12 protein-coding genes are annotated in these 14,161 nt (G+C 73.4%); 4 read left to right on the forward strand and 8 right to left on the reverse strand.

Translation table 11 applies throughout. The features are described from left to right. The 6 genes from ACWDBE_RS37510 to ACWDBE_RS37535 form a co-directional block, all read right to left on the reverse strand. On the reverse strand, nt 1–3,023 hold a 3,023-nt coding region (locus ACWDBE_RS37510), incomplete at its 3' end, for a beta-ketoacyl synthase N-terminal-like domain-containing protein (RefSeq protein WP_449810212.1). Nucleotides 3,024–3,118: 95 nt separating this feature from the next. Next, on the reverse strand, nt 3,119–3,925 hold the full coding sequence (locus ACWDBE_RS37515; RefSeq protein WP_449810213.1) for a thioesterase II family protein: 807 nt from the start codon (nt 3,923–3,925) through the stop codon (nt 3,119–3,121). Then, entirely contained in the window at nt 3,922–4,155 is a 234-nt protein-coding gene (locus ACWDBE_RS37520; RefSeq protein ID WP_392884313.1) for a phosphopantetheine-binding protein, read from the reverse strand. The genes ACWDBE_RS37515 and ACWDBE_RS37520 overlap by 4 nt, the downstream gene beginning before the upstream one ends. Beyond that, nucleotides 4,152–6,050 carry an HAD-IIIC family phosphatase gene (locus ACWDBE_RS37525; protein ID WP_449810214.1) on the reverse strand — a complete coding sequence of 633 codons (1,899 nt, stop codon included), beginning with the start codon at nt 6,048–6,050 and terminating at the stop codon, nt 4,152–4,154. The genes ACWDBE_RS37520 and ACWDBE_RS37525 overlap by 4 nt, the downstream gene beginning before the upstream one ends. A 244-nt stretch (nt 6,051–6,294) precedes the next feature. Beyond that, nucleotides 6,295–7,245 (reverse strand): NAD-dependent epimerase/dehydratase family protein, encoded by a 951-nt coding sequence (locus tag ACWDBE_RS37530; RefSeq protein ID WP_449793253.1) that lies wholly within the window; start codon nt 7,243–7,245, stop codon nt 6,295–6,297. After that, nucleotides 7,236–7,835, reverse strand: coding sequence for a ScbR family autoregulator-binding transcription factor (locus tag ACWDBE_RS37535; RefSeq protein ID WP_449793252.1), 600 nt, complete (start codon nt 7,833–7,835; stop codon nt 7,236–7,238). Before ACWDBE_RS37535 ends, ACWDBE_RS37530 begins: the two co-directional genes overlap by 10 nt. A gap of 154 nt (nt 7,836–7,989) precedes the next feature. Here ACWDBE_RS37535 and ACWDBE_RS37540 point away from each other — a divergent pair, with 154 nt between their 5' ends. Continuing rightward, a complete protein-coding gene (locus ACWDBE_RS37540; RefSeq protein WP_449810215.1) occupies nt 7,990–8,997 on the forward strand; it encodes a ScbA/BarX family gamma-butyrolactone biosynthesis protein in 1,008 nt (335 codons plus the stop codon). 10 nt (nt 8,998–9,007) lie between these two features. Beyond that, nucleotides 9,008–9,976: a LysR family transcriptional regulator gene (locus tag ACWDBE_RS37545; RefSeq protein ID WP_449793250.1), complete on the forward strand. Its 969-nt coding sequence runs from the start codon at nt 9,008–9,010 to the stop codon at nt 9,974–9,976. A gap of 62 nt (nt 9,977–10,038) precedes the next feature. Here ACWDBE_RS37545 and ACWDBE_RS37550 read toward each other — a convergent pair whose 3' ends face one another. Further along, a complete protein-coding gene (locus ACWDBE_RS37550) occupies nt 10,039–11,016 on the reverse strand; it encodes a hydroxyacid dehydrogenase (RefSeq protein WP_449810216.1) in 978 nt (325 codons plus the stop codon). Between the two features lie 68 nt (nt 11,017–11,084). Then, nucleotides 11,085–12,317, reverse strand: a complete 1,233-nt coding sequence (gene hemA / locus ACWDBE_RS37555; protein WP_449793257.1) for a 5-aminolevulinate synthase — start codon at nt 12,315–12,317, stop codon at nt 11,085–11,087. 202 nt (nt 12,318–12,519) lie between these two features. Here hemA and ACWDBE_RS37560 point away from each other — a divergent pair, with 202 nt between their 5' ends. Both ACWDBE_RS37560 and ACWDBE_RS37565 read left to right on the forward strand, forming a co-directional pair. Next, nucleotides 12,520–13,050: a GNAT family N-acetyltransferase gene (locus ACWDBE_RS37560; RefSeq protein WP_449793248.1), complete on the forward strand. Its 531-nt coding sequence runs from the start codon at nt 12,520–12,522 to the stop codon at nt 13,048–13,050. Further along, nucleotides 13,047–14,102 carry a Gfo/Idh/MocA family oxidoreductase gene (locus ACWDBE_RS37565; RefSeq protein WP_449793247.1) on the forward strand — a complete coding sequence of 352 codons (1,056 nt, stop codon included), beginning with the start codon at nt 13,047–13,049 and terminating at the stop codon, nt 14,100–14,102. Before ACWDBE_RS37560 ends, ACWDBE_RS37565 begins: the two co-directional genes overlap by 4 nt. Nucleotides 14,103–14,161 lie beyond the last annotated feature (59 nt).

The following is a 14,161-nucleotide window of genomic DNA, read 5'->3' on the forward strand; positions in this document are numbered from 1 at the left end:
GTGTCGGCCTGCTCCAGGATGAGGTGGGCGTTGGTGCCGCTGATGCCGAACGAGGAGACGGCGGCCCGGCGGGGACGGTCGTCCTCGACGTCCCACGGCCGTGCCTCGCTGAGCAGTCGGACGGTTCCGTCGGACCAGTCGACGTGGCTGGTCGGCTGGTCCACGTGCAGGGTGCGCGGCAGGACGCCGTTCCGCATCGCCATGACCATCTTGATCACGCCACCGACGCCGGCCGCCGCCTGGGAGTGCCCGAGGTTGGACTTCAACGAACCCAGCCAGAGAGGCCGTTCGGCGTCGTGGGCGCGCCCGTAGGTGTTCATCAGGGACTGGGCCTCGATGGGGTCGCCGAGGCGGGTGCCGGTGCCGTGCGCGTCGACCGCGTCCACGTCGGCCGGGGCCAGCTCCGCGTCGGCCAGGGCGCGTCGGATGACCGCCTCCTGGGCCGGTCCGCTGGGCGCGGTGAGGCCGTTGCTGGCGCCGTCCTGGTTGGTCGCCGTGCCCCGGATCACCGCGAGGACCGGGTGGCCGTTGCGGCGGGCGTCCGACAGGCGCTCGACCAGCAGCAGGCCGACGCCCTCGCTCCAGCCGGTGCCGTCCGCCTCGTCGGAGAAGGCCTTGCAGCGGCCGTCCGGGGACAGCCCGCGCTGGCGGCTGAACTCCACGAACATGCCGGGGCTCGCCATGACCGCCGCGCCGCCCGCGAGCGCCAGGGAGCACTCGCCCGCCCGCAGTGCTCGTACGGCCAGGTGCAGCGCCACGAGGGAGGAGGAGCACGCGGTGTCGACGGTCAGCGCCGGGCCCTCCAGGCCCAGGGTGTAGGCGATCCGGCCGGACGCGACGCTGCTGAGCTGGCCGGTGAGCAGGTAGCCGTCGACGCTGGGGGTGCCCTCGGCGAGCCGGGGGCCGTACTCCATGCCGTAGGTTCCGGTGAAGACGCCGGTGTCGCTGCCGTGCAGCGTGCCGGGGTCGATGCCGGCCCGTTCGACGGCCTCCCAGGCCGTCTCCAGCAGCAGGCGCTGCTGCGGGTCCATGGCGAGGGCCTCGCGCGGGCTGATGCCGAAGAAGGCACTGTCGAAGCCGCCGGCGTCGGTGAGGAAGCCGCCGTGGCGGGTGGTGGAGTGGCCGGTGGCCCCCGGGTCCGGATCGTAGAGGTCCTCGTCCCAGCCGCGGTCCGTGGGCAAGGGGCCGATGGCGTCGGTCTCCTCGGCGACCAGCCTCCACAGGTCCTCGGGGGAGGAGACGCCGCCCGGGTAGCGGCAGGCCATGCCGACGATGGCGATCGGCTCGCTCGGCAGCACCGGCGAGCGGCGTTCGACGGTCGTGCCGGTGTCCGTCCCGGCCTCGAAGAGCAGCGTGTGAAGGTGCTCGGCGAGGGCTTGCGTGGTGGGGCGGTCGAAGGCCACGGCGACGGGCAGCCGCACGCCCAACAGCCGGGTCAGCCGGTCGCGCAGCGCCACCGCCCCCGCGGACTCCAGGCCGAGGTCCCGGAACTTCTGCCGGTCGTCCGGCGGCGGTCCGGCGGAGTCCCCGGGCCCGAGCACCGCGGCGGCCTGCTCCCGGACGAGGTCCAGGAGGAACGGCTGCCGCTGGTGGGGCGGCAGGGCCTCCAGCCGGGCGCGCAGCGGGTTGACCGGTACGGACGGCCCGTCCGCGGTCGGCTCCACGTCGAACTCGGGCAGCTCCAGGTGCGGGGCCGTCTCGTCGGCCGGCGCTCCGGACATTTCGACGGGAACGCCGTGCACGTACAGTTCGGCGATCGCGCCGGCCAGTTCGAGCTGGCTGTCCTTGCCCCGGGCGAGCGTGCCGGTCACCAGTCCTTCGCTGTGGTCGGACCGCGCGGCGTCCTGCAGGACGTCGCGCACGGCCATCTTGAGCACCGGGTGCGGGCTCGCCTCCAGGAAGACCTGGTGCCCGTCGGCGAGCAGGGTGCGTACGGCCGACTCGAAGAGCACCGGGGTGCGCAGTTGGCGGGCCCAGTACTCCCCGTCCAACTGCTCGGGGGACAGCCGGGTCCCGGTCGCGGCCGAGTAGAACGGGATCGGACCGCCGTCGAGCGGGCGGACGGTGCGCAGTTCGGTGAGCAGCCGGTCCATGATCGCGTCGACCTGGGGGACGTGGACCGGGAAGTCGGCCGGGATTCGGCGGGCCCGGACCCCGTCCGCCGCCAGTTGCTCCAGCAGCTCGGTCAGCGCCTGGTCGTCGCCCGAGACGGTGACCGAGCCGGGGCCGTTGACGGCCGCGACGTCCAGCAGGCCGTCCCAGGCGGTGAGGCGGGCGCGCATCTCGGCCTCCGGCAGCAGCACCGCGACGATGCCCCAGTGGCCCGAGCGGTCCTCGGTGAGGGCGGCGCCCCAGACCGCCGCGACCAGGAGGGCGTCCTCCAGGGAGAGCGCGCCGCAGGCGTGGGCGGCGGCCATCTCGCCGATGCTGTGGCCCACCACGGCGGCCGGTTCGACGCCGCGCGAGCGCCACACCGCCGTCAACGAGATCATCACGGCGACCAGCGCGGGCATCACGACCGCCGGCGTCACCAGCGGCGGCGCGCCCTCGGTGCCCCGCAGCACCTCCGTCAACCGCCAGTCCACCAGCGGGGCGAGGGCCTGCTCGCAGGCCTCGACGCGCTCCCGGAAGACCGGGTCGGTGTCGAGCAGGTCGGCTGCCATGCCCGCCCAGTGGGCCCCGAAGCCCGGGTAGACGAAGACCGGCCTGACCCCCTCCTCGGCACCGACGGCCCGACCGGCCCACAGGCCCTCGGACACCGCCTCCGTCCCGCTCTCCGCCACGGCCCGCAGCCCGGCCAGCAGCTCCGACCGGTCCCGGCCGACCAGGGCGGCCCGGTACGCGGTGGCGGCGGGGTGGCGGGCCGCCCGGTCCGCGGCGAGCAGGGCGGCGGAGGCGGCGGCCGGGCTCGGTGCGGGCTCGGCGTCGAGCAGTCGGGCCGCGGCCGCGGCGCGCGCCCGCAGCGAAGCCGGGCCGGGCGCCGAGACGGTCCACAGCACGACGGGGGTGGGCTCAGCAGTCATCGTCTACCGTCTCCGAGATCGGGTCCGCCGAGATACGTCGGCGGTTTCTGGTGGTTCTGGGGTTCGGGTTTCGGGGGAGCGGGGCGCCGGGCGCCTCAGGCCCGTACGGCCGGCGCCGGGGCGAGCAGCGAGCGGATCAGCGTCAGCGTCGCGGCGGGCGAGTCCCGGTGGAAGAAGTGGCCGCCCGGCAGGGTGAACACCCGGCAGTCGGCCGTGGTGTGCCGGGCCCACTCCTGGGCCAGGGCCGCGCCGATCAGCGGATCGTCGGACCCGACCAGCACGCTCAGCGGCACAGGTACCGGCCGGTCCCCGCGATCGACCCGGCTGAGCGCCAGCCGCAGGTCGTCGCGCAGCAGCGCGACCGCGTGGGCCAGCCACTCGGGGTAGGCCCGGACCAGGTCCGGGATCCCGCCGAGGCCCGCCATCCAGCTGGTCAGCTCCTCGTCGGTCCGCATCGCGGGCTCGATCTCCTGCCGGGGCGTGTGCGGTGGCGGGGCCGCCCCGAGCAGCAGCCGCTCGGGCAGTTCCCGGCCGCGGGCCCGGCGCCGCCGGGTCAGCTCGAAGGCGACCTGGCCGCCCATGCTGTGCCCGTAGAACGCGTGCGGCTCGTCGAGCAGCGGGTCCAGGGCCTCGTCCAGTTCGTCGAGCAGGCGGTCGAAGTCGTGCAGCCGGGCCTCCCGGACCCGGTGCTCGCGACCGGGCAACTGCACCGGCACAACGGCGACGTCGGGGCCCAGCTGCTGCTGCCAGGTGGAGAAGGAGGAGGCCATGCCACCCGCGTGGTGGAAGCAGAGCAGTCGCAGCGGCGCGTCACCCGGATCCGGCTGCCGGGGCAGCAGGTAGGGCGAGCGGCCCGGGCCCAGGAGCCCGGGCGGTGCGAGCGCGCCGGGGGCCGCGGTCATGTTCCGGACCTGGCGGTCAGCTCGTAGATGTCGCGCAGGCTGCCGGCCTCCAGCACCTTGGGCATGGACACCTGCTGCCCGGTCTCCCGCTCGAGCGCGGTCAGCAGCGTCAGCAGGTGGAGCGAGTCCCAGCCGGGCAGTTCGTCGAAGCCCAGCGCGAGGCTGTCCGGCGTCAGCGACAGGCCGATCTCGGCGTGGACCAGGGTGAGGAAGTCGTCGATGGTGTTCACTGCTGGGGCCCTCCCAGGCTCAGCGTCAGCCGGATGTGCTCCGGGGTTTCGGCGATCTCCGCCAGGTCGTGGCGGAAGGTGGTCGATCCGGCGCCGTCGGTTCCCTCCGCCACCGGCCGGAAGCCGTTGCCGGGGTAGAACTCCTTGACCTTGCCGTTCTTGGCGGTCGGCCGGAAGCTGCCCTCGACCGCGGTCAGCCCGCGCTCCCGCGCGTGGCTCAGCACCGCCGACAGGCAGGCCTGCTCGATGCCCCGGGCGAAGACCCGGCAGCTGAGCAGGAAGTTGTCGATCCGCAGGACGGTCCCGTCCCGGTGGGCCAGCACGGCGCCCACCACGCCGTTGTCCCCGAACCGGTCGCTGGAGCGGATCGTCAGCACCAGCGCGTCCTCGTCGGCCGCCAGCTCGGCCACCTCGGCCGGCTGGAGGCGCTGGGTGGTGAGGTTGAACTGGTTGGTGCGCAGCGTCAGTTGGGAGACGCGGGCGATCTCCGACTCGTCCGCGTCGGCGAGTCGCACCTGTACGTCCAGCTCCCGCAGGTAGTCGTCCAGGGAGGCGAAGCTGTGCAGGAAGTCCTTGCGGTCCAGCTCCTCCCGGTAGCGCGCGGGCCGCTTCAGGTCGTCGGTGGTGATGTCCCGGACGTCGAACCAGCCGTCCCGCAGCACCTTCTCCACGTGCAGCGCGGCCTCCTCGTCCAGCCGCAGTACGGCCACCTCCGGCAGCTCCCGGGACACCAGGCCGCACTCGTACGGGCTGTCGTCCGCGAACACGAAGCTGTCCATGCCGAGGTTCAGGTCCGCCGCCAGCTCGCGCAGGTTCTCGTGCTTGGGGCGCCAGTTGGCGATCACCCGGACGAAGTCCTCCTCGCGCAGCGTCATCTCCGGGTGGTCCCGCAGGACCTCCCGCACCGGCTCCAGGTCGTTCTTGCTCACCGCCGCGAGCAGCACACCCTGCGAGGCGAGCTGCTTGGCCGCCTTCTGCAGGGTCCGGAAGGCCTCGCCGCGGTAGCTGCCCGCGACCTCGATGCCCTCGCTGCCGTCGTCGCCGAGCACCCCGCCCCAGACGGTGTTGTCCAGGTCCAGCACCAGGCACTTCTTCGCCCGGCCGGTCGCCCCGCGCAGCAGGTGGGCCACCTCCCGGGCGTACTCCGCGAGCAGCTCGGGCGACAGCTGGGTCTTGGTGTAGACGCCGAGCCGGGCGTCGCGCAGCGGCACGTCCGCGCCGACCAGCGGCTCCAGGTCCAGGACGGTCAGCGCCGGGTGCTCGTCCATCAGCCGCAGCAGCCGGGCATTGGCCTCCCGCCAGACGGCGCCCAGCCGGGCCCGGTCGCGCAGCCCGACCAGCTGCGCCGACCAGGCGCGCGGCAGCGGCAGCGTGTTGAGTACCAGCGTGCCGCGCCCCGCGCCGGCGAAGACCGAGGCGAGCCGCTCGAACAGGGCCAGCTTCTCCGCGAGGACCCGCTCCACGTCGTCCGGCGTCCACGGCACCGGCACCTCGTCGAACACCACCGAGGCGTCCAGCACGCACACCACGGCGTCCGGCCGCGCCCGGTAGAGGGCGCTGTCCGGGTCCGACAGGTCGAAGACGTAGGAGTCGAAGTCGGCGACGTGCGGGCGCAACAACACGCCGTGCCGCGCCAGTTGGGCGGTCAGGGGCCCGGTCAGCCCGGACACCGTGCTGTGGCCGGTGATGGCCACCGTCACCACCGGCGTCTGCGGGTGCACGTCGAGGACCGCGTCCGCGCCCACCCGGGCCAGCATGTTCCCGGCCCGGCGCAGCCCGTCCGCGTCGCCCTCCTGGTCGATCGCGGCGATCAGTTCCCGGACGCGGGGGTACTCGGCGGCCAGCAGGCCGTCCTCGTGCAACAACCGGAGGGTGCCGCTCATCTTCTCGCCCATCCCAGCTCTCCCGTACGTCGATACGACGCCGGTCATGCTCGGCAGACGGTCTAAAGCGCCCCTAGCGCCGATGTGAGGTGGTGATCAGTCGGGCCGAGGCACCGAGGCCGGACCGGGGTGCGCGGGAGGGACGGGACGGGCCGGAGGCAGACCGCGAGTCGGCCCCGTGAGCTCCCGCAGGCACGGCCTCGGGAGGCTCACGGGGCCGACGGCCTTCCGCGGGCTGCTGGGGTGTGCCCCCGGGTCAGGCGGTGCCGCAGTGCTCCCGGTACCAGGGGGCCCAGGAGGGCAGGGCGGCCAGGGCGTCCTCGCCGCAGTCGACGCCGGCCAGCGCCCAGACGCGTTCGCTGGCGAACCAGTTGTCCTGGGCCAGCAGCGAGAACTGGCGGGCGCTCAACCGCGAGCCGCTCGCGTCGAGAGCGGCGACGCACTGCGGCCAGGGCCAGTCGCGGTCGGGGACCGGCGGGAGGACCGCGTGTTCCTCGAGCGTGTCCAGCAGGCGGTGCAGGCGCACCGGTCGGGGATGGCTCGCGTGGTGGACGGACGGGCCGAGCGGGCGGGGTGTGGACAGGGTGGCGACGATCAGCCGGGCCAGGTCCACCACGGGGACGACGGAGAGCAGCGCGGCCCCGGAGGCCCAGCGCGCGGGCACCCGGCGGCGCAGTTCGGCCACGGCGGGCACCACCCACCGGTCGCCGGCGCCGAGGACGAGTCCCGGGCGCAGGACGACGGCGCCGGCGTCGAGGGCGGGCTGCTCACCGGCGAGGCGGGTGGCGCTGGTCGGGGAGACCGGTGCCGGTTCCACCTCGCCCACGTCCGTGCCCCGGTGGGGGCCGTGGCCGTAGACGGCGGCCGTCGACAGGTGGGTCACCCGGGTCACACCGGAGTGGACGGCTTCCGCCATGAGCCGCGCGGTGCCGTGCACGTTGACGGCGGTGCAGGCGTCGTGGTCGCCGCTGATCAGGGAGGCCAGGTGCAGCAGCGCGTCGGCGTCCCGGCACACGCCGCGCAGGCTGTCCGGGGCGGAGAGGTCGGCCTCGACCCACTCCGCTCCGGCGGCGATCAGCTCGGCGGGTGCCCCGCGACCGACGACGCGCACCTGCCACGCCGGATCGCGCAGCAGCAGGGCGGCCACGTGCGAGCCGATGAATCCCGTGGCACCGGTCAGCACCACCCGGCGTGGTGTCACACCCATTGCCGCCCCCGTTCCGGGGCGACACGGATCTGCGGCAGTGCCTCGGCGGAGGCGACGCCGGGCAGCAGGTAGCGCCACAGGGAGACGATGCGTTCGGGGAGGTCGGACCAGCCCGCCGAGATCTGCGACTTCAGCTGGGTTCCGGTGAACGCGGCCACCAGGACCTCGGCGAACTCGCTCCCGTCGACGTCCTCGCGCAGTTCACCCCGTTCGCGCGCCACGTCCAGTTCGCCGCGGAAGCGCTGCGCCCACCAGTCGTACGCCGAGTCGTCGTTCAGGGCGGGGCCGCCCTGGTCGACCGCGAGGCGCACCCCGGCCCGCAGCAGCGTGTTGCTCTGCAGCTCGACGGCGAGGGTCAGCGTGACGTCCACGAGCTGCTGCAGCCCCTGCGGTTCGGCGGGCAGTCGCAGGTCGCTCGCCTGCTCCAGCATGACGGCCCGGGCGAGGTCCTCCTTGGACTTGAAGTGGAAGTACATCGCCCCTGAGGTCAGGCCCGCCGTCGCCAGGATGCGGTTGATCCCCGCGCCGTGGTAGCCGACCTGGTCGAACACCTCGGCCGCGGCGCAGACCAGCGCGGCCCGTGTTCTCAAGGCTTGTTCGTGTTTGTGTCCACTCGTCATCCGCGCGTAGTCCGCCTGTCATCGTCGAGCAACAAATATGGATACAGAACGATCTCTATGTTACACATGAACCTATCGCCGACGGGTCGTCGCAGCGACCCGGCGCCTTCACTGGGGGTCTTTCATGCTTGTTTGCAAGGAACTCGACCGCAGCCGCCCGGGCGACGCCGGCGAACCCGGCATCACGGGCGCCGGCAGCACTGACGCCTCCGACGACACCGTCCCCGTCGAACCCTGGCAGGTGCACAAGCTGCGCCCTGACGAGGTGTACCTCACCCGCTGGCGCCGTACGGGGCCCGACGCCTTCCACATACGGGCCCGGCGCCCGTCGCGGCACCCGTTCTACCGGGTCGCCCCGGACTTCGACCCGCTCCTGCTCTGCGAGACCGTCCGCCAGACCTTCCCGCTGCTGTGCCACGCCGCCTACGACGTGCCGCGGGGGTACCAGCTGATCTGGGAGCGCGTCCGCTACGACGTCGACGACGCCGCGTACGCCGGGGTCGACCGCGGCCCGGACGTGGAACTGGACGTCCGCTGCTTCGACCTGTCCTACCGCGGCAAGTACCCGACGGCCCTGTCCCTGCGGGCGGTCGTCAGCTGGGGCGGCCTGCCGGTGGCCACGGTCGACACACGGTTCACCGTCCAGTCCGGGGCCGTGTACCGGCGGCTGCGCGGTGCGTACGCCGACACCGAGGCCGCCGTCGCGAAGGCGTTACCCACCCCCGCGTCCGCGCCGTGCGCCGGTACCGGCCGCCACCGGGCGGGGGACGTGCTCCTCGCCTCCCCGGTCGACGGCGGCCGACAGCTCCGGGTCGACCCGAACCACCCGATCTACTTCGACCACCCCGTCGACCACGTGCCCGGCATGCTGCTGCTGGAGGCGGCCCACCAGGTGGTCGGCGGCGCGGTCAGCACGCTCGACTGCACCTTCCACCGGTACGTCGAACTCGACACCCCCTGCACGGTCGTCACCACCCCGCTCGACCCCGACGGGCAACCGGCCGGCAGCGGGAGCGGAGCGGTGAGATGGACGAGGATCACGGCCGTCCAGGACGGCCGACGGCGCTTCACCGCCGACCTCGTCCCCTACGCCGCTCCCGTCCTGGCGGACAGCGGCCGGGGCACACGGTGAGCGACGCGGCATGACGACGACGGCCCCTGGGTCACGCCGGCCTGATCCGGAGACGCCTCTCTGGGATCTCAACCTCAAGCATCTTCAGGCGTTCCTCGCCGTCGCGGACACCCTGAGCTTCACCTCCGCGGCGGCCCAGCTCGGAAGCAACCAGCCGACTCTCACGCGCTCCGTGCAGCGCCTGGAGGAGCAGTTGGGGGTTCCGCTCTTCCTGCGCACCACCCGTCAGGTCGCCCTCAGCCCGGCCGGGGCCCGGCTGCGGGACCGGCTGCAGGACCTGCTGCCCCAGCTCAAGCAGGCGCTCGACCCGGAGCCGTCCAGCCCCGTACTGCGGCTGGGGTTCTCCTGGCTGCTTCCGGACGGCTGGGTGCACGAGGCGATCGTCCAGTTCGAACGGGAGAGCGGCGCCCGGGTGCAGTTGCACCGCAGGGACGACCGCTGGGCGGGCGTGGACCGGGCCGTCGTGGACATCGCTCTGCTGCGCGGTCACCCTCCGGCCGACCGGATGAAGGCCACCAGGCTCGGCACCGAGGGGTGCGCCGCGGCCGTCCCCCACCACCACCCCCTGGCGGGCCGCCCGTGGGTGGACTGGACGGAGCTGGGCGACCACCCGCTGGTGATCAACTCGACCGGCCGGGCCCTCCTGGACCCGGACGGACAGCTGGGCGCCGAGCACCCGCGGATCGTGCACTGCGACAACTTCGACGAGTGCCTGGAGTCGGTGGCGGCCGGACGGGGCGTCAGCGTGATGCCCGACCTCGTCCTGCAGCGCAACCTCCACCCGGCCCTGGAGTTCGTGCCGCTGCGCGGAGCACCGAGCATCCCGCTGTCCCTGATCCGCCCCGCCCAGGGCGCGCACCCGCTCGCCGAGCGCTTCACCGAGGTCACCCGGCGCGTCCTGCTGTCCCGTCGCTCCGGGCGCGCGGCCCTGGGCCAAGGCCCGGGTGTCAGGGCCGGCCGGGTGCTGGCGGGGCGCTGAGCCGGGTCGGCGGCCGACACCGCGGAGCGCGGGTGTCGGCCGCCGGCGGGTGTGCGCCGACGTCACGCGCCGGCCGCGCTCCTCCCCTTCAGGGCCTCGGCGTTGACCGCGCCGGGGACGACGGGGTCACCGACGAGCGCCCGGCACACCGCCTGGGCCGCCTCCCGGCCGGCCCGCTCCTGCGCCTCCCGCGTGCCGGCCCCCAGGTGCGGGGTGGCGACGACGGAGGGGAAGGAGAGCAGGGCGTTGCCGACGGCCGGTTCGACGGCGTAGACGTCGAGTGCCGCTCCGGCGATGCGTTCCTCCTTCAGCGCGACGGCCAGCGCGTTCTCGTCGACGATGCCGCCGCGGGCGGTGTTGACGAGGATGAGGGAGGGGCGGGCCAGCCGCAGTTCGGGCTCGCCGATGAGCGCCGTGGTCTGCGGCGTCTTGGGCACGTGCACGGTGACGACGTCGCTCCCGGCCATCAGCTCGTCCAGCTCGACCAGCCGGACACCCAGGTCCTGGGCCCGTCCACGGGTCACGTACGGGTCGTGGGCGAGGAGCCGCATGCCGAACGCGGCGAGCCGCGTGGCCACCAGGGCGCCGACGTGTCCCAGGCCCACGATCCCGACCGTGCTGCCCGCCAGCTCCCTGCCCTGGAACCGGGACCGCTCCCACCGGCCCGCCCGCAGGGACGCGTCGGCGGACACGATCTGGCGGGCGGCGGCGATGATGAGCCCGACGGTGAGTTCGGCGACGCTGAGGACGTTGGAGAGCGGCGCGTTGGCGACCAGGACGCCGGCCGCGGTGGCCGCCTGGACGTCGACGTTGTCCAGTCCGACCCCGGCCCGGGCCACGATCCGCAGCCGGGGCGCCGCGGCCAGTGCCGCCGCGTCCACCCGGGTGCCGCTGCGGATCAGCAGGGCGTCGGCGTCGGCCAGCGCGCGGTGCAGTGCCTGCGGATCGCGTCCGTCACAGCTGCGGACGTCGTAGCCGTCCAGTTCGGCGAGTGCCTCCGGGGCCAGCGGGTCGGCCACGACGACGACGGGTTTCCCCACGGTGGTGTTCTCCTCGGACGGGTGGGGCCGACCGTTCGGTGCGGACCGGTCGGCGCGGCTGGGCGGGGTCATGCGACGGGCTCGGCCGCGAGGCGGCGCGGCAGGTCGGCGCGCCGCCAGATGTCGTCGAGCGCGTCGGCGAAGGCGACGATCCCGCTGTCGTCGTGCTGCGGGGTCGGGGTGACCCGCAGCCGCTCGGTGCCCGCGGGAACGCTGGGCGCGTTGATCGGCTGGACGTAGAAGCCGTGGCGTTCCAGCAGCTCGTCCGCGACCTCCCGGCAGGCCCGGGAGTCCCCGACCAGCACGGGGACGATGTGCGCGGCGTCCGAGACCACGGGGATGCCGCGTTCCCGCAGCAGCGTGTGCAACAGCGCGGCCTTCTCGCGCAGTTGGCTCCGCTCCTTCTCGGAACGCTTGAGGTGCCGTACGGCCGCCAGCGCGCCGGCCGCGACGGCCGGGGGCAGCGAGGTGGTGAAGATGAACGCGGAGGCGAAGCTGCGGACGGCGTCCACCACCGGGGCGGGGCCGGCGATGTAGCCGCCGGCAGTGCCGAAGGCCTTGGCCAGGGTGCCCTGGACGACGTCGAACCGGCCCTGGAGGCCGAGTTCCGCGGCCTTGCCGGCGCCCCGCGGCCCGTACATGCCGACCGCGTGCACCTCGTCGAGGTAGGTGAACGCGCCATATTCGCGGGCGAGTTCGGCCACCCGCGCGAGCGGTGCCACGTCGCTCTCCATGGAGTAGACGCTCTCCAGCGCCACGATCTTGGGGACGGCGGGATCGGTGCCGGCCAGCAGTTCCTCGAGGTGCTCCATGTCGTTGTGCCGGAAGATGAGCTTCTCCGCGCCGCTGTGCCGGATGCCCGCGATCATCGAGGCGTGGTTGAGCTCGTCGGACAGCACGACGCAGCCCGGCAGCCGGCCCGCCAGCACGGTCAGGGCGGCGTCGTTGGCGGCGTAGCCGGTGGGGAGGACGAGCGCGGACTCCATGCCGTGCAGGTCGGCCAGTTCGCGCTCCAGCTCCACGTGGTAGCGGTGGTTGCCCGAGATGTTGCGTGAGCCGCCGCTGCCCGCCCCGGACTCGTCGACGGCCCGCTTCATGGCCTCCAGGACGAGCGGGTGCTGGCCCATGCCGAGGTAGTCGTTGCTGCACCACACGTGGATCCGGCGCCCGGTGCCGGGGCCGTGCTTCAGCGCGGCGGGGAACGAGCCGGCCAGGCGCTCGACCTCGAGGAACGTCCGGTAGCCGCCGCGGTCGCGCAGGTCGTCCAGTTGGGATGCGAAGAATTCGACGTAGTCGAACATCATTCCTCCGGTTCGCCGGTTCAGAACGGACACCGGAAAGATAGACAGCTGCTCCGGGTTCTCGTAAATTCTGTTTCCGGCCGCCCATGAGCGGGTCGGATAAATCGAGGTGGAGAGCGCCTCGGGGAGTTATTCGCCGACCGCATGGATCACCGTCCGGGACATTTCTCTTGTATCGGTGATTTGCCTATAGTCCTGAATCATGATCGCTCAGTCACACGACCTGCCGCGGTCGGCGACGACCATGGACATCGAGGAACTCGTCAGGCTGCGCGGCCACCTGCTCGGTGCCGGCACCGCCCCCTACTCCGCCCGCTCCCCGCAGGAGGACGCCGCCTGGCGCGCGGCGTACCGCTCCTGGCTGGTCCGGCGGCTGACCGGGCCGACCGGCCGGGTGCAGGTGACGGTGATCGGTCCGGCGCACCGGCTGGCCGCCTGCGCCGTCGCCGTGATCGACGACCGTGCGCCGACCGCGCACTGCCCGAACGGCCTGAGCGGATGGGTGCAGTCGGTCGTGGTCGACCCGGACCGGCGACGGCTCGGACTCGGCACCCGCGTCATGCGACACGCCCTGGACTGGCTGCGTTCGCGCGACGTGCACAGCGTGGTGCTGCAGACCACGCCGGACGGTGCGGCCCTCTACCGCGGCCTCGGTTTCGTGCCGACGGGCGAAGACCTCCTGGCCCTCGACCTGCGGGGCGCCGAAACCAGCTGCGAGGTGATCGAGGCATGAAAGTCCTCATCGTCGGACTCGGATATGCCGGAACGCGGTTCCGCATCGCGTTCCGGAACACCGGAATTCCGATGGAATTCGCGCACGTGGGCCGGAACCGGCGCGATCCGGATATCCCGTACTACTCCTCCGTGCGGCAGGGGCTCGACCGGTTCCGCCCGGACGTCGTGGTGGTCACCGTGCCGGACGCCGCCCATGCCGGGATACTCGGGGAGCTTTCCGGCTTCCAGGGTTTCGTGGTGACGGAGAAGCCGCTCACCACCTCCCGCGACGACCCGACGGCCGTGGCGGCGGCGATGGCGAAGACCTCGGGCTTCTGCATGGATCTCGTGGAACGCTATTCGGAAGCGACGACGCGGTTGCGCGACCACGTTCGCCGCACCGGCCTGAGCCTGGTCCGGGCCCACTTCACCTGGGGCAAGGACCGCATCAACGACCACCGCCCCACCAGCGGCGTGGCGAGCGAGGTCATCCACCCGCTCGACCTCGTCGGCTGGATCGCCGGCGACGGCACGGACCTGGAGCTGGACTCGGTCATCGGCACCCGGTCGGACTTCTCCGTCTCCGGGGCCGACGTCCTCGACAGCGTGGCGCTGGTCGGCCGGCTGGGCCCGGGCGTGGTCACCGGCTACAGCAGCTTCGTCAACATCACCCGCAAGCGGGAGGTCGACTTCGTCTTCCGCACGCCGGACGGCGAACTCGAGTACGCCACCGCCGTCTACGACACACCGACCTGGGACGCCGACCGGCTGCGCATCTGGCGGCGCACCTCGGAGGGCGACACGGTGCTGGCCGAGCTGGACACCGGGGAACAGCCGGTGCCCGAGGGCGCCGCGACGGTGGTCAAGCTGGGCCGGATGGCCGCCGACGTCGCCCGGTTCGTCGTCCACGGCGAGCAGCCCGCACAACCCTTCCCCGGCCTGGCCGACGCCCTGGCCCTCCAGGACCTGCTGACCTCCATGGAGCGCGCGGCGCGCGGCCCGGAGCCGGTCGCCTACTTCCCGGACGGCCGGACGGTGCTCCAGGAGGCCGACTGGGAGCGGCTGGGCTGACCGCCCCGCTCCCTGCATCCCCCTCGATTCCCTTGCTTTCCAATGCCCTTGACCCCGTC

This window comes from Kitasatospora sp. NPDC001132 (assembly GCF_053598415.1).